This window comes from Chitinophaga sp. YR627 (assembly GCF_900114995.1).
Taxonomy (GTDB): Bacteria; Bacteroidota; Bacteroidia; order Chitinophagales; family Chitinophagaceae; genus Chitinophaga.
The window spans coordinates 138397-156386 of sequence record NZ_FOUX01000005.1 but is presented as its reverse complement, the minus strand read 5'-3'; the positions used below and the strand labels follow the sequence as shown (position 1 = coordinate 156386).

The window sequence follows — 17990 nt, the reverse complement described above, 5'->3', positions numbered from 1 at the left end:
ACACCGCTATTACACCGCTATTTCTTCGCTCATGAGCGGAGCGGTAGCGGCGTAATAACGGCATAATGCCGTTGTAATGGGAGTTTCAGAGCATGATGAGCGAAGCCAATGTGCTATATGAGAAAATATCTGTATATTGTTAATGCAACATTAATTGTCTTTAGCCCACAACTTTCGAGAAATGAATAAATTAAAATTCATAAAAGACGAAGGCTCAGAATTCTACAAAGAACTGAATGAAAGAATAGAACAATATTTCGCTGAAAAAGGGACGCACAGGACGGGTAATAACAAGATGATCTTTAAGATCATACTGTATTTCAGCCTCGATCTGTTGTTTTATGTGTTGATGATCACCAGTACGACGCCCGCTGGTTTTTATACATTTTATATGCTGATGGGACTTGCCGTCCTGATGACTGCCTTTAACGTATCACACGATGCGGCACATGGCGTAGCTGTAAAAAGTAAACGTTGGAATAAGCTATTATTTTCACTCAGTTTCAATCTCCAGGGAAACAATGCATATGTATGGGGAAAGAACCACAATGAATCACATCACCTCTATACAAATGTTGAAGGCAGCGATATCGACGTACTGAATAATCCGCTTTTCAGAATGACGGAAAGCCAGGAGCTGAAATGGTATCATCGCTATCAGTTTATGTATGCACCTTTTCTCTATCTGCTTTATTCGCTGAACTGGTTCTTCTTCCGGGAAACACTCATGTTGCTCAATTATTCAAGCCGTACGATTAAAGTAGAAATACCACCAAACGAAGTAGCAAAACTGATCATTTATAAGCTCCTGTATATCGGCTATATGATCGTACTGCCGGCGATCTTATTGCCTTTCGGTCTGAAGACAGTATTACTGGCCTTTTTACTGAACCATTTTATGGTGTCCGTGATCTTTGTAGGCGTATTGGGCGTGTCACACCTGTCTGATTTTGTGTCACACCCCGTGCCTGACAGGAACAATAAACTGGACATGAGCTGGCCTAAACTGCAGATGGCTACCTCGGTTGATTACAATGCAGACAGTATCTTTTTCAACTGGACATTAGGTGGTTTCAACGCACACGCACTGCATCACCTGTTGCCCAATATCTGCCATGTACATTACCTGGATATTCTGCCAATTTTCCGTGAATTAGCCGATAAACACGGCCTGACCTATATGGAAATGCCATACCATAAGGCCCTTGCATCACACTTTCGCTTTTTAAAGGCAATGGGGGCCCATCAAACAATTAATCCGATACCTTTTGAGAGATAAACATTTACGTATCGCAAAGGACAGCGAATTGTTGCAATCCATTTACCGCCAGGTAGAGGAAGAATTGATTATCGATAAAGGAAGCACTTTCTGGAAGATATTGATAAAGTTTATCTGTTATTGCTCGCTCACTGTCCTGTTGTATAGTCTGTTGTATACAGTCTTAGCGCCAGGTGTGTTTATCACCTGTTTTATTTTATACGGGTTTCTGTCATTGCTTTTTGCCTTCAATTTTTCGCACGACTTTTCGCACAACACCGTTTTCAAGAGTAAAAAGCTCAATCACCTTTGTTTTATTTTCATCTATGCCATCGTCGGTGCGCATGCAGAAGCCTGGAAACAACGTCATGTCAATTCCCATCACTATGCACCCAATGTGGAAGATTATGACTCCGATCTCAGGATCTCCAACCTGATCCGTGTGATCCCGGACAGCAAGCATTACTGGTTCCATCAGTACCAGCATATCTATGCGCCATTGGCATATACCACCTATTCTCTTTTCTGGGTATTTATCAAAGACTTTGTGATCCTGTATTCAAAAGATGAATATGAGGCACGTAAAGGGTTCCGTTATCATCTGTCATTCTGGTTACAGAAGGGTTTTTATATATCGCTGATACTTGTTTTGCCACTGCTTTTTTCTCAGCAGAACTGGTACATCGTATTAACAGGTTTTCTGTTGATGCACCTGTCACAATCGCTGTTCCTGCTGTTTACGTTCTTTATGACACATCATGTAGAAGCAACTGCTTATCCGACCACTGACGAAAATGGCTACATCAACACGAGCTGGATCATGAACCAGATCAAAAGCTCCAACGATATGCACCCCTTCAGTGAAACGGCCAACTTTATCCTGGGCGGTTTTAACAACCATATTGCCCATCATCTGTTTCCGCACGTGCACCATGTTCATTACCCTAAACTGAACAGGATTTTATACAATATCCTGCTGGTCAATAATATCACCCCTAATCAAACCAGCTACTGGGGCGGCATCCGCTCACATCTGCGCCTTTTAAAAAGAATGAGCTATTCAGACAATGCATAAACGCTCAAAAGCGAACAATAATAGGTTCAATTCCGGACAGTAATGTAATTATTTCAATTTTTACATGATTGAATATTAGGTGTTTATAGAATGGCTGTCTTTTTGAAGGGATTAGGCATCTGATAAATCAGCCCATGCTAAAGAACTATCTGAAAATCGCTTTTAGGAATATTACACGCCACAAAGCGTATAATGCGATCAATATATCCGGTCTCGCCGTAGGCATGGCCGCCAGTATTCTTATCCTCCTGTGGGTACAGAATGAACGCAGTTATGACCGTTTCCATAAAAACGCCGGACAACTCTACCGCATCGTCGTAGATGCCAGTGGTTACAAAGCCGCGGTAAACTGTGCGGGTATGCCAGCCGGATTACAGGCAGAGATGCCCCAGGTAAAGAATTACGTGCGGCTGAGTCACCAGAATACCAACCTCTTCGAAGCCGGTAACAATAAGTTTGAAGAAAAAAGGGTCTTTTATGCGGATCCCTCTTTCCTGGATGTATTTTCCTTCCCCTTGCTGAAAGGTGATCCGAAAACCGCTTTACAGCGTATCGATGGCGTATTGCTCACAGAGAATATGGCAAAGAAGTATTTCGGTGAAAAGGAGGCCGTAGGACAAACCCTAAAACAGGACAATGGTAAGACCCTGACCGTTACCGGTGTACTGGCTAACGTGCCTTCCAATTCTCACCTGCAATTCGATTTCATCCTCCCCATGGCAGCCAATATGGGCAATGCGGAAGACCTGAGAACAAATACCTGGAGGAACTTTAACTTCTATAGTTACATACTGCTGGATAAAAGCTTCGTGCCAACCGAAGCCGCACTGGGAAAGTTCAACAAACAGATGAACGATATCTTTAATCAGCATGCGGAGATGAACATGAAGGCAGTTTTTCAGTTGCAGGCAATAACAGATATTCATCTGCATTCCAACTACCAGGTTGATCTACCAGGTCATGGTAACATTCAGTATGTGCATATATTTTTCATCGTCGCTGTTGTCATCCTGATCGTGGCCTGTATCAATTTCATGAACCTGGCTACCGCCAGATCGGCCCGAAGGGCAAAAGAGGTAGGGTTGAGAAAAGCTATCGGGGCAGTCAGGATACAACTGATCCGTCAGTTCCTGTCAGAGTCGCTGCTGATCTCCTTTTTCTCCTTAATAGTGGCTATTGTGATGGTCTGGTGTACCTTACCGCTTTTCAATCTCCTGGCCCAGAAGAACTTATCATTAGAACTGCTCGATGGTAAGCTGGTATTGACACTGCTGGGGATCGCCCTTGCTACCGGTGTCGTATCAGGCAGTTACCCGGCATTGTTCCTGTCCGGTTTCCAGCCGGTAAAGGTCTTAAAGGGTAACCTTACTACCTCCGGTGGTAACCTGTTCTTCCGTAACGGATTGGTAGTAACACAGTTTGTTGTGTCTATTGTACTGCTGATAGGAACAGTCGTGGTGTATCAGCAGCTGCAATACATCAAAAGCAGGAATATGGGTTTTGAGAAAGAGAACCTCCTGTATATGCCGATGAACGGTGCTGTGGGCGGCAGACCGCAATTGCTGGGTTCCGCACTGAAACAAAATGCATTGACAGCGGATTATACGATCACTTCGGAATTGCCAGTGAATCTTACAACAGGTTCCCTGAACATACAATGGGAAGGAAGGGACCCGCAGTCGCAGGTTGTGATTCCTTCTATGGAGGTAGACGAACATTTCTTTGATGTTTTTCACATGCAGGTACTCAATGGCAGAGGATTCTCGACTACTTATAGTGCGGACTCCGCCAACTTCGTGGTGAATGAGAAAGCGGTGCAGGTCATGGGTATGACGGTAGACAATGCCGTCGGAAAGGCCCTCTTCTTCGATGGTGTGAAGGGAATGATCATCGGTGTTGTGAAGGACTTTAACTTTAAACCGATCCAGCAGAGCATCGAACCGTTGATACTGTGCCGGAACAGATACGGCGGTTTTGCCGTTATCAGAGCGAAGAGCGGTACTACAGAAGCGACCATCAAAGCATTGGAGAAGATCAGCCATGATCTCAACCCTGCTTATCCCTTTACCTACAATTTCCTCGACCAGGATCTGGCGAACCTTTACAAGGGAGAACAGCAGATGGGGAATATCTTCAACTTATTTGCCGTACTGGCTGTATTTATTTCCTGTCTGGGATTGTACGGATTATCAGCTTTCCTTGCACAGCAACGTGCCCGCGAAATTGGTATCAGGAAGGTTATGGGCGCTTCTGCTACGAATATTGTTTACCTGTTGTCCACCGGTTTTACCCGCCTCATACTGATCGCCATCGTGATCGCTATACCGGTTGCCTTACTGGCAATTGATCGCTGGCTGGAGAATTTTGCCTATCACATTGAGGTGAACTGGCTGATATTCATTATAGGGCCATTAGCAGCGCTAATGATCGCCTGGCTGACTGTTAGCTACGAATCTTTAAAGGCGGCGTTTACGAACCCTATAAAGAGCCTTAAAACGGAATAACAGCTGCACCTGACAGACGGATTACTTTCACACGCGGAAAAGCGGGCCTCACCACCGCTTAGATGGAAAAATGATCAGGGAGCCTGAATGAACCAACGCTGATTAGCGCCGTTCAGCCAATCCCATTGTTGTGCTCTGGCGCCATTGGAGCCGATATTACCGGCATCAATGTCCAGTACTTTTCCGCTGGCTCTGCTCACAATAGCAAAGCTACCGCCTGTTTCAGGACGTACGATCCATTGCTGGTTGTTGCCGCTCAGCCAGTCCCATTGTTGTACAACAGCGCCGTTGTTACCGATGGTGTTGGCATCAACATCCAGCACTTTTCCGCTGGCTACGCTGGTGATACGGTAATAACCGCTACCCAGGTAATTGAATGCCCATTTCTGATTATCACCGCTTAACCAATCCCATTGCTGGATGATAGCGCCATTGTTGCCAATAGTACCCGCATCAACATCCAGTACTTTTCCGCTGGCAGCGCTGGTGATCCTGTAAATGCCGTCAGGGATCGGATTGGTACCGACACTGCCGCCATACAGATAGTTGAGTGCTACTACGTCATTTGCATTGAAAGGACGGTTTACACCGGTACCGATACAAGCCAGCATAAAGCTGTTTGGATCAGCCGCTGTAGGTGTACCTGGAATATGATCGGCACCTACGCCGGCATCGCCTTCATTACCACCAATACCACAGCTGTAAGCACGGTTGAAGTAGTCCGTATGACGGAAGCCGATCGTATGACCGATTTCATGTGCGATAATAGTCGCCATCCAGCCCTGATTAGGGTTGCTGCCGATATAAGACGCGTTCAGTTTGATAGGACTTGGCGGATTACCAGCTGCATCAGGGAAACCGGCGGACTGTCCCAGTACACCTGATCCCAGGTTGGCATTGATGATGTCGATTTCACCACCACTGGCTACACGCTGGAAAGAGATGCGCAGACCCAGTGCATTGTAACGTGCAATGGCTTCATCTGTTGCAGTCGTATACGCTGCCGGCAGATTGGTCACTGAAACAGTGATCACTCTGTGTCCGGAAGCAGCGATGATGTTCCAGGTTTTATACTGTTCAGATTTTGCAATGACAAGGTTTCTGCCATTGTTCTTTGCAGTCAGCGATTTATCCGACAGGAAAATATCGCCTTCTACTACATAACCGTTTTCTACACGTTTTACGTCATTGGTGCTAAAGCCCAGGGCTTTGATCTGTCCGATCACCTCACTGGTGATTCCGTTTTTAGATTGCTCACGTACCTGATCTTTCTGACAAGAGATAAGGAAAAAACTGCATACCAGTACAGATAGGAATGCCTTAAAGAGATGCTTCATGATGTAGTTGTTCATTAGTGTTTGGGTTAAGATACATTTTGAGGGTGGGGTGAGGCCCGCCGCAGGATAGACGATGTTTAGAATTAGGGTTGATAGTTTCCGGGGCGGAATTTAGTAAAAGAGATGCATACCAGGTTACTCCATTTTAGCTATTGGTGAACCGGTATGCATTTTATCATTTGTTTGTCGCAGTGGCACTACGAGACAAGCGTATTTAACAGCGTATCGACATGTTTCTTTACATGCTTCTGAAAGGCTTCGGGTGTTTGTCCGGTATGTACTTTAAAGAACCGGCTGAAATAAGGCCTGTCCCTGAAACCCAGCAGCCAGGCTACTTCCTTGATACTGTTTTCACTATGTATGATCTGCCGCTTCGCTTCCAGTATCAGTCTGTCATGCAATAACTGGATACCTGTCTGGTTCAGCACTTCTTTTAATACCTGATTGAGACGTTTCGGGCTGATGCCCAGCTGGTCTGCATAAAACTGGATATTCCGTTCATTGATATAATGATCTTCCAGTAAAAGCAGGAATTCATATGCCCGTTTCTGATTAATATCCAGGCTGGTGAATTCTTCTTTTTTCATCTTTGTCAGATGTAGCAGAAATACCTTCAGCAGGGACTTGATCATCGGCAGATTACTGGAATCCTCTTTGTATTCTGCCTCCAGCAGTTCATACACTTTGCTGAGCCGTTCGGTCATATCCGGAGAAAGCAGCATCGTGGTAAATTCTCCGCTGATATTAAATATCCTGAATACGTCCAGGGCAAATTCCTTATCATCTTCTTCCAGCAATTCCCGTTTGAACGAAAACAGGATACCTTTCTTGCCCGCTTTATTTAACTGATGTACACGATAGGGGGGCATGAGGTAGATCCAGTTTCCCCTGACGTGCTGTTCCTCCGGCACCTGGTGTAAGGGAAATTCATCCTGTAGCCATAATACCTCAAAAAAATCTTTCCTGGCGGGATCGTACAGATAGCTCGGCGGACAACTATCCAGATTCCTGATATATAATAATGTCTGGTCTAAATGTAAACTGTTATCCTTTTCCATCATGCGCAGCTCTTTTCATTGTCAGTATGTAAAGTTACGAAGTCTGCATTGTACAATTTGCCCATTAGCTTGGATAATGAGGATAGAAGGCCGGTCCGGTGTCCTGATTATCCCATTGATTGGGCAGATAGTGTAAAAGGAACAGGCTGCTGGCGGGGTAACTTTGCAGCAGAAAAAGAGCAGACATGTTTTCATTTGATCAACACACATTATCCGAAGCATTAAGAGCAGACCTGCCGATGATCCTGGAGGAAAATCAACAGTTACTGCAAAAGGTTTCGGTGGAAGAGATAGCCGCATTGGCACTGCTGATGCAGGAGTCAAAACGGATATTCGTAACAGGCGCAGGCAGGACAGGATTAATGATGAAAGCAGCCGCCATGAGGTTCATGCATATGGGATTCACGGTACACGTGGTGGGAGAGATCACTACACCGGCCATTCTGAAAGGGGACCTCTTACTGGCCGCTTCCGGTTCCGGCACCACCAGTTCGATTGTGAAAGCAGCTGAAAAAGCACATGCTGCCGGCGCAACTGTCGCCGCCTTATCCACCACTACAGATTCTCCGCTGGCAGCGATCGCACAGTTTGTACTGCTGATACCCGCCGCACAGAAGCAGGATTTCAACGCAACGATCTCTCAACAATACGCAGGCAGTCTTTTTGAACAAAGCATCCTGCTGATAGCAGACGCCCTGTTCCAGGCAATCTGGAAACTCAGCGATGCCGCACCGGAAGATGTATGGAAACGGCATGCGAATATGGAATAAGTAACTATTAAAACAATATACATGGCAAAATTACAGGTAGCAATTGATTTGCTGACTACAGATGAAGCATTGGCACTGGCGGGTAAAGTAGCTCCTTATGTCGATATTATTGAATTAGGTACACCATTGATCAAGAACATGGGTGTAAGCGTTATCACAGCAATGAAAAGCGCCCATCCTGATAAAATCGTATTTGCTGATCTGAAAACAGCAGATGCCGGTGAACTGGAAGCTGATATCGCTTTTAAGGCAGGTGCTGACCTGGTAACCGTATTGGGCGTTGCCGGTAATGCAACGATCGTGGGTGCGGTGAAAGCGGCAAAAGCACATGGTAAAGGCGTAGTAGTAGATACTATTGGCGCACCGGACAGAGTTGCCCGTGCAAAGGAAGTGGCGGCACTGGGTGTTGAGTTTGTAGAACTGCATGCAGGACTGGACGAACAATGGACACCAGGTTACTCCATCCAGGTACTGATCGACGAAGCAGCAACCGCAGAAACACCGGTTTCAATAGCAGGAGGTGTGAATCTGCAGAATGTACAGGCAGTGATAAAAGCCGGTGCAAAGGTCGCAGTAGCGGGAGCGGCTATTTATGCAGCGCAGGATCCTGCGGCAGCAGCAAAGGCACTGCGTGAGGCAATAGATGCCGTTAACTAAACCGTCTCCATTTCGACTAAACAGGGGGCAGCAGCAATGCTGTCCCTTATATTTTGTCCTGAATAACAACAGCCTGGCATATCAGAATGCCAGGCTGTTTGTATAAATGAAGTTCCTTTAGCGCTTAAGACTATTTCTTCGCCGCTTTCAGCGTGAAGCCGATTTCTACATCTTTGCTGATAGCCCAGTTTTCAGGACTACCTTCAGTTTTGTAGTTGATACCCCATGCAGTTCTGTCTATCACGAATTTCGCGTTAGCAGTAACGTCATTTTCACCTACAACTACCTGTGCAGGGAAAGTGATGTTCAGGGTACTGTCTTTCAGGGTCAGGTTACCACTGATCAGGTTAGTTGCGCCAGGCAGCAGGCTTTTTTCTTTAGTGCTGTCGTACGCTGTAACACCGGTAATAACGAATTTAGCCAGCGGATGGTTAGCTGCATCGAAGAAATCAGGGCTCTTCAGATGGCCGTCCAGGTCAGTTGACTTTTTGTCTTTCTCTGTAACAGACGCAGGGTCAGTTGTCAGGGTGTTCAGGTTTACATCGAAGTTACCACCTGTGATAGCTCCGTTTTCCACGTTCAGGGAACCGTCAACAACTTTAATAGTGCCAAAGCGTGGTGCAAATCCACCTTTGTGAGTAGCGCGCCATTGAACAGTAGTAGTAGTAGTGTCAATCGCATAAGCTACGCCGGTGGTCGCAGCTGCTTCTTTCTTTTCCTCGGTTTTTGCCTGATCGCTGGAGGCTCCACCACAAGCTGCCAGTGTCAGCAGCAGGATAAAAGCAGGTACTGTTTGCTTCATACTTTTTTAATTTAAATTTTAATTTATGTGTTACAACAACGAAAATATAGAATTGCATCTAATCGGCAATGCCGGATCGGGAAAAAGATATAAAAACCGATAAAGCAGGCAAGTAATAGTCCTGTTTATACCAGTGATCTGTTTTCTCAGGTTGCTTACCAGGGCGCTGATCAGGTGTTTAAGTCCCGATCATGTCCACCTTTCATCCACCACAAGGGTATGTTAGATCCAACCTGAACACGTATGAGGTCCATCGCTTGTCCGAAGGTGACGTTGATCAGGTATTCCTGACGATGCTTATCATCCAGGATAGCGACAGTAATCATGTCCGGTGCGTTCACAACCTGATTTATACCAATAACCTGCTTTTCTCCGGTTCCTCACCCCGGCTGAGCTTTGCAACGTTGTCCAGGATAGCGACAGTAATCATGTCGAGTGCGTTCACAACCTGATTTATACCAATAATCTGCTTTTCTCCGGTTCCTCACCCCGGCTGAGCATTGCAATGTTCTCCAGGGTAGTGCCTGCAATCTCGTCCAATGCCTCATTGGTAAAAAATGCCTGATGGCCGGTGACCAGCACATTCGGAAAGCTCATCAGCCGCTGTATGGTGTCATCTTCAATAATACTGCCGGAAAGGTCCTTAAAGAACAGCTTTTCCTCCTGCTCGTATACATCGATACCCAGATAGGCGATATGGCCTGTTTTGAGGGCATTAATAGCGTCATTCGTATTGATCAGGGCTCCCCGGCTGGTGTTAATGATCGTAACACCCGGTTTCATACCCTGTAAGCGCTGCTCATTGATCAGATAGCGGTTTTCTGGTGTCAGCGGACAATGCAGGGACAGGATATCCGCGCTTTGTAATACAGTATCAAAATCACCGTATACGACGCCGGCAGCTTCCAGGGTCGCATCCCGCACGATATCGTAAGCAAGTACCTTACACCCGAATCCCAGCATGATCTTACAGAAGGCCTTACCGATCTTACCCGTACCGATCACACTGACGGTTTTACCATAAAGATTGAATCCTAACAATCCATTTAGCGAAAAGTTCTGTTCTCTTACCCGATTATATGCTTTATGTGTTTTACGGTTGAGTGTCAGCAGCATGGCGACAGCATGTTCTGCCACTGCCTCGGGGGAATAGGCCGGTACCCGGCACACCCTGATACCATGTGCTTTAGCCGCTTCCAGATCCACATTATTAAACCCTGCACAGCGGAGCGCGATCACTTTCACCCCTTTGCCGGCCAGTACACCGATCACTTCGCTGGTAAGACGGTCATTGACAAACACACATACGGCAAAAGTGCCTTCGTCTACTGCATTGACGATATGAGGCCCCAGATGTGTCTCCAGGAATTCGAGTTGTAGCTGGTGGCTGCTGTTATGGGTACTGAAGAAAGTTTTATCATAAGGTTTGGTGGAAAAGAATATAGTCTTCATGGTATCTTAAAGATACATGATACCGGCAAAAAAGGGTCAGCCGCAGGTTAAAATTTGGTCATATTATTGAGGAAGGGCTACTGCTTGTTTGAGTAATGTCTCCGGCAAATGGCCCGCGCCCCAGTGTTCCATGGCATTAATCACAGGCAACAGGGATTCTCCTTTCTCTGTGAGGTAATACTCTACTTTGGGTGGTACTTCGGCATACACCACACGCCTGATAATTCCATGCTCTTCCAGCTCCTTCAATTGTTGCGTAAGCACCCGCCGGGTGGCAGATGGATTATACCGTTGTAATTCTCCCGGTCTTCTGATACCCCTGGATATGTTAAAGATCAGACAGGGTTTCCACTTGCCGCCGATTATCTCCATAATGACAGCCATCCCGCAATTCATGTCCAAAGGAATTTTCCGCTCGTACATCTTCACAACATTTGTCTGTAAAATTAAGGCATGTTACTTAAATGTACATATGAGATAAAATTATCCCTATATGATAATACAGTACGTACTTGTCCTGTTGTATAGTTCTGCTCAATTTTGTCATCGAAATCAATCCTGATTCATGCCGGCAGATAACAGAAGATGGATGAAACAAAAGAACAATTAAAAGTGATAAAGATGAAAAAATTAGGATCGTTGTTATATACCTGCCTGTTACTGAGCATTCCTTTTTCCGGGGTCATCGCTCAGGACAAGGGTAACCACAAACTGGCACAACCAGGATACTATCGGATGAAACTCGGCGACCTGGAGATCACCGCCCTTTCAGATGGTACCGTCCCGCTGGCGGCCGACCAGCTTTTGATGAATACCAGGCCCGGACAGATCGACTCCCTCTTACAATACAATTTTCAGGCGCTTCCCCTGGAAGCATCGGTCAATGCCTATATCATCAATACAGGAAAGGAACTGATCATGGTGGACGCTGGTACAGCGGAGTTGTACGGACCTACGCTGGGGCATCTTCCGGAAAGTATCCGGGCAGCAGGATTTAAGCCCGAAGATATCCGTAAGATCCTCATTACCCATATCCATACCGACCATACAGGTGGCTTGATGGAAGGGGACCGGATGGTGTTTCCGAATGCGACCGTTTATATCAGTCGCCCGGAAGTTGAATTCTGGTTCAGCGATGAACAGCTGCAGAAAGCACCTGCGGATAAAAAGAAATACTTTACCGAAGGACGTACAAAAGTGGGTCCCTATCTTAAAGCGGGTAAAGTGAAAATGTTTGACTATGGCGGTGAACTACTACCAGGCATCACGCCGGTTGCCACACCAGGCCATACACCGGGCCATACTTTTTATGCCGTGGAAAGCAAGGGAGAGAAGATGCTGTTCTGGGGTGATATCATGCACGTCGCGCCGGTACAATTTGCAGATCCTGCTGTCACCATCCGCTTTGATATCGATCCGGCAGCAGCAGCTGCTGCCAGAATAAAAGCCTTTAAAGAAGCCGTTCAGGGTAAATACTGGATCGCGGTTGATCATATTTCTTTCCCTGGTATCGGTCACCTGAGACAAAGAGGAGCCGGTTTTGAGTGGATACCTGTAAACTACAGCACTTATGGCGGCGGACAGTAAACAGCCCGCTCTGGGTACTAAAAACGGCATTGTCAGCCTTCTTTTACTGCTTATGGGGCATTGGGTGATGGCACAGTCTGCCTCACCCGATGACTCCCTGCTGCTCCGCAGGATCTATGATGAGTCTCTACTGCATAGCGAAGCCTATCATAATCTGCAGGAACTAACCACTACAATAGGTGCACGGCTGACAGGTACACCGCAGGCCGCAAAGACGATAGAATGGGGGCAGACCCTGTTAAAAAAAGCAGGTGCTGATAGCGTATACCTCCAAAAGGTATGGGTACCCCGCTGGAGCAGGGGAAAGATCGCTTCAGCGTCTGTGCTATATAACGGTAACGTAGTACAACTGAATGTCTGTGCACTGGGCGGTTCGGTAGGTACCAACGGTCGCCTTACAGCGCCGGTTATTGAGATCAGGTCCTGGCGACAGCTGGACTCATTATCAGCGAAAGATATCCGGGGAAAGATCGTCTTCTTTAACCGGCCTATGGATCCCCGTATTACAGGTCCTTTTACGGCTTACCAGGAAGCAGTTGACCAACGGAACACCGGAGCGGTCATTGCTGCCAGAAAAGGGGCTGTTGCTGCTATTGTACGCTCATTGACCTTGTCGCAGGATGACCTCCCACACACAGGGGCAGTCACCTATGATAGCACCGTCACGATGATACCCGCGGTGGCCGTGAGTACCAATGGCGCTGACTGGCTGAGTAAAGCCCTGACACAGACACCGGCACTCCGCCTCTCCCTGGAACTGGACTGCCAGCGTTTAACAGATGTCCCATCTGCCAACGTTATCGCGGACATCAAAGGTTCAGTGGCCCCACAGGAAGTTGTTACCATAGGTGCGCATATTGATTCCTGGGATCTTTCTGAAGGCGCCAGTGACGATGGCGCCGGACTGGTACAGGTCATAGATGCTTTACGTATCCTCAGAACAGTATTGCCGCACCCTGCAAGAACGATCAGGATCATCCTGTATATCAATGAAGAAAACGGTAATCGTGGTGGATTGCAATATGCCGAATGGGCAAGACACTCTGGCGAACAACACCTGGCTGTATTTGAAACGGATGCCGGTGGCTTCTTTCCACATGGTTTTCGTATCGATGCGGCGCCGGAGATCATGTCGATATTCCAAAACTGGCGTGAGTTGTTCCGGCCTTACAAAGCAAATGACCTGACCCCGCAGCACCGTGGTGTAGATATAGGACCGATGAAGGGCATTGCAAAGGCTGTCATCAGTCTGGATTGTGATGATCAGCGTTTATTTGACATTCATCATTCTGCTGCAGATACTTTTGATAAGATCAGCAAACGGGAACTGGAGCTCGGTGCTGCTGCTTTAGCTGGTATGGCCGCCCTGACGAGTGAACATGGTCTGAGTATACCAGCGCCGTTCAGTAATGTACGTGCCGCTAGGCGCACATTTTTTGTGGCAGGACAGATCGGGATCAGTGATGGCAACAGAAAAAAAGCAAGCTTCAAAGAGGAAACAAAACAGGCATTGACCAATGTACAGCATGCACTAACATCCGCAGGACTTACATTGCGGGATGTAGTCAATGTAACAGTTTATCTCAGGAATATTAACCAGGTGAATGATTTTAATGAGGTTTACCGTACATTCTTCTCTTCTCCTTATCCGGCGCGAACACTGGTAGAAGTGAACAGGCTGGTAAAGGATGCAGCCGTGGAGATTTCCGTAGTAGCAGGGGAGTAGTAAGTGTTTTCGCTTGTATCAGGTTAGTCAGTCATCATTGAATGCTCCGCATCCTGCACACACGAGAGATCTACAGGAGCTGTTTCTACATAACCTTTGTCGAAGATTTTTTTCCGGTGATTCTGTCCCCAGATTTTCAATGACTCAATGATGGGCACCAAAGTATGTGCGTAAAGTTCCAGACTGTAAGACGTCTTACCTGGATAGTCCTCCATCAGGCTCCTCTTTATAAGTTGGTGTTGCTCCAGCTCTTTTAATTCCTTCGCCAGCACTTTTGGTGTAATCCCGGGGATGCTGTCCAGTATATCAGTATAGCGTTCTTTACCACTTGCCACAGCAATAAAAATAGATAATCGCCATTTACCATTTATCACATCGAGGGCATCTCTTACTGGCTTAACCGTTTCCAGACAACTAAGCGGCGTTTTTTTTGCTGCCATAATTACGCTTTTAATATGCTGCTTTCCTTTGGGAAAGTCCTCCACAAAGGAAGGTCAAAAGGGCTAGATTTGCAAAGAAATATTGACAGTCGCGCCAGCGGCTTTTGTAAACAATAAAAGAGGTCAGTCATCGCATCAGGTCCGGACACAACAAGCATTGATCTGCCTCATACTATTCAGGACATTCCTTAGACAGGGAGTGTATGTAAGGCTGTTTCATAATAAACAGCCATCAAAAAATCATATACAGATAAAATGAAAAAAGTAATTCTGATTACGGGCGCAAGCACCGGATTCGGCGCCTTAATGGCCAGAACTTTTGATAAGGAAGGTCATACCGTGATTGCCACAATGCGTAATATCAAAGATAAGAATGCAGCATTTGCTGAAACATTAAGCGCCTTACCTAATACGGAAGTTATAGAACTGGATGTGACGGATGATACTTCCGTTAGCAATGCCGTAAAAACAGTGTTCGCCAGACATGGAAAGATCGATGTACTGATCAATAATGCCGGCATCTATGGGGGAGGTGTATTGGAATCATACACATTAGGTCAGATCCAGCAGCTTTTTGATGTCAATGTATGGGGCGTACATCGTATGAACAATGCTGTGCTACCAGGCATGCGGGCTGCAAAAGAAGGACTGATCATTACTGTATCGAGTCAGGTCGGCAGGATTTCATTGCCTTTACAATCCGCCTATAACGCCAGCAAATTCGCACTGGAAGGGTTGATAGAAGGATCTTACGCAGAGTTGGCCGGACTGGGGGTGGAGTCTGTGCTGCTTGAACCAGGCGGTTTTATTACGGAAATTATCAGTAAGGCCCATGTAAATGGAGACCGTGAGGAGATACAGGAAGCATACGGTTCTTCTGTAACAGCGATCCGGCAGCGCATACAGGAGGCCTTCACAAAGATCTTTACGGAGGCAGCCCCTGATCCGCAGCTGGTAGCTGATGCAGCGCTGGGTCTGGTTAATATGGATAAGGGCACGCGACCTTTACGCACGCCGCTTGATCCCAGTTCAAAAGGGATTGATATCGAGTATAATAACGCAACGGAAGAAATTAAGAAAAGGTGGATGAGTGCATATGGATTGTAGGGGCCTGAGGCAGCTGTAGTACACTGATGATTCATGTGCCTTAAGTAATTCGGTTATGTATATCCTTGATTCGGTTATCCACGAATAATGACGAAAGATGAATTTTGATCTATCATTCTTTAATCATTATTCAAATGGAAAATAAGATAGAAAAATCAACGAACGAACAGCTTGTAGCACTTGTTACAGGGGCTAACCAGGGAGTAGGTTTCCAGATTGCAAAAGAATTGTCAGCGAATGGCTATTATGTATACGTAGGGTCGCGTAACCTAAGTAACGGCGAAAAGGCGGCTGCTGAAATTGGTGGCGATACCCATGCCATCCAGTTAGATGTTACACAACAACCGACGATCGATGCCGCAGTAGAACGCATTATGAAGGAACAGGGCCGCCTGGACCTGCTGGTGAATAATGCCGGTATAGCACACGCCGGAACATCTGCCCGTACACCGGAGGAAATAGTGGCGAAAAGCCGGCCTAGCGTGGTGTCACTTGATGAAGTGCGGACAGTCTGGGAAACCAATGTATTTGCCGTTATCGCTGTTACCCAGGCAGCTATCCCCTTACTACGGAAATCCAGGGGTGGTCGTATCGTCAATGTATCCAGCGGACTAGGTTCCCTTACCTGGATCTCGGATCCTGATTGCTGGGCCAGAGAACACTTTGGAATTGTCTATGCCGCTTCCAAAACTGCCCTCAATGCGGTTACGCTTGCCTTTGCCATGGAACTTGAAAAAGAGAATATCAAAGTCAATGCGACAAGTCCGGGTTATACGGCTACTGCTTTGAATAATTATCAGGGTACCGATAGCCTGGAAGTAGGTTCCCGCGAACCAGTCCGCGTAGCACTTGAGCTGGATGGCCCAACCGGCGGTTTTACCGGTCCCGACGGTCCGTTACCATGGTAATCAAAGTTTGAAAACAATTATCTGTTTTATGACCGGTGATAGACATAGTCACCGGTCATAGTTATTATCTTTAGATATGAAAAGTGAGACGCCGAAATCGGATAAAGTGAACTCAATACCGGACTTACATCGTATACTCGGTATTCCAGGTCCTGTTCATCCATTAATTACGGTCCTGGATATGACAGACAAGATGCTCGACTTGTGTAAACTTCCGAAAAATAATGTACTGAGTTTCTATAAGGTCACATTTGCCACCAAACTGGGTGGAAAGGTGAAATACGGACAAGGGTATTATGATTTCAATGAAGGGAGTTTACTGTTTGCAGCACCCGGTCAGATCATGGGTGGAGTGGAAAGTTATGAAGATAACTTAGGTTATTCTCTGCTTATTCACCCGGATTTTCTGCAAGGTTATTCATTGGCAAATAAGATCAAAAAATACGGGTTCTTCTCTTATTCCACTAACGAGGCCCTACATCTTTCCGAGCCGGAAAGGGCAACCATGCTTACGATTTATAATATTATCCGTGATGAACTGAATAGCCGGATAGACGACTTTAGTCATGAGGTGATCATCGCTCAGATAGAATTATTACTGAGTTATGCCAAACGCTTCTACAAGCGTCAGTTTTTGACCCGGCAGTCAGTCAGCAATGATCTGCTGCAACAGTTCGAACAGCTGTTGAATAATTACTTTGAAGAAGACAAGCCGGTCCGCCTGGGGGTGCCTACTGTTCAATATCTCGCTGATCAGTTGAATTATACAGCCAATTATCTGAGTGATATGTTACGTTCCCTTACCGGACTCAATGCGCAACAGCACATTCATCAAAATCTGATAGAGCGGGCGAAAGAGCTGTTATCTACTACAAATATGAATGTTAGTGAAGTAGCTTACCAGTTAGGTTTTGAGCATCCACAGTCTTTTAGCAGGTTGTTTAAGAGTAAGACCAATGTGTCTCCTGCAGAATTCAGATCGGCGTTTAATTAAAGTACTTATTATCCAAAAGTTCTCCTGGCGGGACTCGAACCCGCACACCATTAAAGGCAAGGGGTTTTGAATCCCTTTTGTATACCAATTCCATCACAGGAGAATGTAATAAAGCGGAGGACAACGGAATCGAACCGTCACCGGCTATTCACCGGAACATCTTAGCAGGATGCCGCAACAAACCAACATTTGCCTATCCGAATAGTCCTCCCAGCGAGACTCGAACTCGCACGCCCATAAAGGCAAGGGGTTTTAAATCCCTCTTGTATACCAATTCCATCATAGGAGGAAATACGTTTATTCAATTCTATAGGA

General features: G+C 46.2%; 17 protein-coding genes and 2 tRNA genes. 10 read left to right on the top strand and 9 right to left on the bottom strand.

All coding sequences use genetic code 11. From position 1 onward, the window contains the following. The first annotated feature begins 181 nt into the window (after positions 1-181). The 3 genes from BMZ72_RS25550 (at position 182) to BMZ72_RS25540 (ending at position 4837) form a co-directional block, all read left to right on the top strand. On the top strand, positions 182-1279 hold the full coding sequence (locus BMZ72_RS25550) for a fatty acid desaturase family protein (protein ID WP_089812531.1): 1098 nt from the start codon (positions 182-184) through the stop codon (positions 1277-1279). Beyond that, complete coding sequence (locus tag BMZ72_RS25545; RefSeq protein WP_177222935.1) at positions 1269-2333, top strand: fatty acid desaturase family protein; 1065 nt, start codon at positions 1269-1271, stop codon at positions 2331-2333. The genes BMZ72_RS25550 and BMZ72_RS25545 overlap by 11 nt, the downstream gene beginning before the upstream one ends. Before the next feature lie 134 nt (positions 2334-2467). Then, positions 2468-4837, top strand: coding sequence for an ABC transporter permease (locus tag BMZ72_RS25540; protein ID WP_089812529.1), 2370 nt, complete (start codon positions 2468-2470; stop codon positions 4835-4837). Between the two features lie 74 nt (positions 4838-4911). On the opposite strand, the gene BMZ72_RS36685 is transcribed toward BMZ72_RS25540, so the two are convergent. Both BMZ72_RS36685 and BMZ72_RS25530 read right to left on the bottom strand, forming a co-directional pair. Then, positions 4912-6189: a M57 family metalloprotease gene (locus BMZ72_RS36685; RefSeq protein ID WP_177222934.1), complete on the bottom strand. Its 1278-nt coding sequence runs from the start codon at positions 6187-6189 to the stop codon at positions 4912-4914. 182 nt (positions 6190-6371) lie between these two features. Continuing rightward, positions 6372-7235 carry a helix-turn-helix domain-containing protein gene (locus BMZ72_RS25530; RefSeq protein ID WP_089812528.1) on the bottom strand — a complete coding sequence of 288 codons (864 nt, stop codon included), beginning with the start codon at positions 7233-7235 and terminating at the stop codon, positions 6372-6374. A gap of 182 nt (positions 7236-7417) precedes the next feature. On the opposite strand from BMZ72_RS25530, the gene hxlB reads away from it, so the two are divergent. Then, positions 7418-8002, top strand: coding sequence for a 6-phospho-3-hexuloisomerase (hxlB, locus tag BMZ72_RS25525; RefSeq protein WP_089812527.1), 585 nt, complete (start codon positions 7418-7420; stop codon positions 8000-8002). 21 nt (positions 8003-8023) lie between these two features. Beyond that, positions 8024-8659 (top strand): 3-hexulose-6-phosphate synthase, encoded by a 636-nt coding sequence (hxlA, locus tag BMZ72_RS25520; RefSeq protein ID WP_089812526.1) that lies wholly within the window; start codon positions 8024-8026, stop codon positions 8657-8659. A 130-nt stretch (positions 8660-8789) separates the two neighbouring features. Here the strand turns inward: hxlA and BMZ72_RS25515 are convergent, their stop codons facing one another. The 4 genes from BMZ72_RS25515 to BMZ72_RS25505 all read right to left on the bottom strand — a co-directional run bounded on the left by BMZ72_RS25515 (position 8790) and on the right by BMZ72_RS25505 (position 11336). Beyond that, on the bottom strand, positions 8790-9461 hold the full coding sequence (locus BMZ72_RS25515; protein WP_089812525.1) for a YceI family protein: 672 nt from the start codon (positions 9459-9461) through the stop codon (positions 8790-8792). A gap of 170 nt (positions 9462-9631) precedes the next feature. Next, positions 9632-9802 carry a hypothetical protein gene (locus BMZ72_RS36680; protein WP_177222933.1) on the bottom strand — a complete coding sequence of 57 codons (171 nt, stop codon included), beginning with the start codon at positions 9800-9802 and terminating at the stop codon, positions 9632-9634. A gap of 112 nt (positions 9803-9914) precedes the next feature. Beyond that, positions 9915-10913 (bottom strand): 2-hydroxyacid dehydrogenase, encoded by a 999-nt coding sequence (locus BMZ72_RS25510; protein WP_089812524.1) that lies wholly within the window; start codon positions 10911-10913, stop codon positions 9915-9917. A gap of 63 nt (positions 10914-10976) precedes the next feature. Continuing rightward, complete coding sequence (locus tag BMZ72_RS25505) at positions 10977-11336, bottom strand: winged helix-turn-helix transcriptional regulator (protein ID WP_089812523.1); 360 nt, start codon at positions 11334-11336, stop codon at positions 10977-10979. A gap of 198 nt (positions 11337-11534) precedes the next feature. Here BMZ72_RS25505 and BMZ72_RS25500 point away from each other — a divergent pair, with 198 nt between their 5' ends. Together BMZ72_RS25500 and BMZ72_RS25495 are read left to right on the top strand one after the other, a co-directional pair. Continuing rightward, positions 11535-12500 carry an MBL fold metallo-hydrolase gene (locus tag BMZ72_RS25500; protein ID WP_089813802.1) on the top strand — a complete coding sequence of 322 codons (966 nt, stop codon included), beginning with the start codon at positions 11535-11537 and terminating at the stop codon, positions 12498-12500. Continuing rightward, positions 12484-14226 carry a Rid family hydrolase gene (locus BMZ72_RS25495; protein WP_089812522.1) on the top strand — a complete coding sequence of 581 codons (1743 nt, stop codon included), beginning with the start codon at positions 12484-12486 and terminating at the stop codon, positions 14224-14226. The genes BMZ72_RS25500 and BMZ72_RS25495 overlap by 17 nt, the downstream gene beginning before the upstream one ends. Before the next feature lie 23 nt (positions 14227-14249). On the opposite strand, the gene BMZ72_RS25490 is transcribed toward BMZ72_RS25495, so the two are convergent. Further along, positions 14250-14666 (bottom strand): winged helix-turn-helix transcriptional regulator, encoded by a 417-nt coding sequence (locus tag BMZ72_RS25490; RefSeq protein ID WP_089812521.1) that lies wholly within the window; start codon positions 14664-14666, stop codon positions 14250-14252. 255 nt (positions 14667-14921) lie between these two features. Here BMZ72_RS25490 and BMZ72_RS25485 point away from each other — a divergent pair, with 255 nt between their 5' ends. From BMZ72_RS25485 to BMZ72_RS25475, 3 genes are all read left to right on the top strand, one after another. Beyond that, positions 14922-15773 (top strand): SDR family oxidoreductase, encoded by an 852-nt coding sequence (locus BMZ72_RS25485; protein ID WP_089812520.1) that lies wholly within the window; start codon positions 14922-14924, stop codon positions 15771-15773. A 134-nt stretch (positions 15774-15907) separates the two neighbouring features. Continuing rightward, on the top strand, positions 15908-16681 hold the full coding sequence (locus BMZ72_RS25480; protein ID WP_089812519.1) for an SDR family NAD(P)-dependent oxidoreductase: 774 nt from the start codon (positions 15908-15910) through the stop codon (positions 16679-16681). 76 nt (positions 16682-16757) lie between these two features. Further along, positions 16758-17675, top strand: coding sequence for a helix-turn-helix domain-containing protein (locus BMZ72_RS25475; RefSeq protein ID WP_089812518.1), 918 nt, complete (start codon positions 16758-16760; stop codon positions 17673-17675). Positions 17676-17694: 19 nt separating this feature from the next. Here the strand turns inward: BMZ72_RS25475 and BMZ72_RS25470 are convergent. Both BMZ72_RS25470 and BMZ72_RS36675 read right to left on the bottom strand, forming a co-directional pair. Further along, positions 17695-17778 (bottom strand) — tRNA-Leu (locus BMZ72_RS25470). Between the two features lie 102 nt (positions 17779-17880). After that, positions 17881-17964: transfer RNA gene (locus tag BMZ72_RS36675), tRNA-Leu, on the bottom strand. Positions 17965-17990: the final 26 nt, after the last annotated feature.